Source organism: Alcanivorax sp. HI0044, assembly GCF_001634945.1.
This window is the reverse complement of sequence record NZ_LWEZ01000663.1, coordinates 1-930: the sequence shown is the minus strand read 5'-3', so window position 1 is coordinate 930 and position 930 is coordinate 1. Positions and strand designations below refer to the sequence as shown.

Annotated in this window: 1 pseudogene; it reads left to right on the top strand. The window is 57.8% G+C overall.

The annotated features are described in order from the left end of the window. Nucleotides 1–930 (top strand): annotated as a pseudogene (locus A3730_RS31310) (TonB-dependent receptor); the annotation flags it as partial.

Sequence of the window (930 nt, the reverse complement as noted above, 5' to 3'; positions counted from 1 at the left end):
CAAAGCAACCCGCTGCGAGACAGTGCCCGCGACAGCTATACCATCGACCTGTCCATGGTGGAGCGTATCGAAGTGATTTATGGCGCCAGCGCAGAGCACGGGCTGGGCGCCACCGGCGGGATTATCAACTATATAACCCGCCGCGCCGACACCGGCACCATCAATCAGCAAGCCTCTGTCAGCCTGACTTCCGATGATGATTTTGATTCCGATGGTCAGGGCCACAAGGTGGACTACAGCATCAGTGGCCAGAAAGGCGACTGGGATTACCTGGGCGCCATCAGCCAGCAAAAGCGTGGCGTCTTCTATGACGGTAACGACCAGTTGGTTGGCATCGCCTACCCTGGTGAACTGCAGAACTCTACCAGCTATGACGTAATGGGTCGGGTCGGCTACTGGATTGACGACAACCAGAACGTCGAACTGATGCTCAATCACTTCGAACTGGAAGGCGAAGGCGATTATGTGCCGGTGCCCGGCAATCGGGATGAAGGTATCCCCACCCGAGCGCGCCCAGGCGACCCGGTAGGCGACCCGGGCTTCAACAAGGTGACCACCGCCAGTTTCTCCTACAGCCATGCAGACTGGTTTGGCAACAAGGCGGACGTGCAATTGTATAGCCAGCAGTTCCGCGCCCAGTTTGCCACCACCCCGTTCTTCCCTTACGTGGACAGTGCCGGGAATGATCAGCTCGACCAGACCCGCAACGAATCAGACAAGATCGGCGCCAAATTCACCCTGACCCGCAACGGCCTGCTCAACAATCGCCTGGGCATTACTACCGGCCTGGATCTGCTGCAGGATGAAACCAATCAGGATCTGGTCCATACCGGACGTACCTATGTGCCGGAAACCCAGTACCGTAATTACGCGCCCTTCCTGCAAGGCCGCTTCAAGCTCACCGACAAGCTCAATCTGAATGCCGGTGCC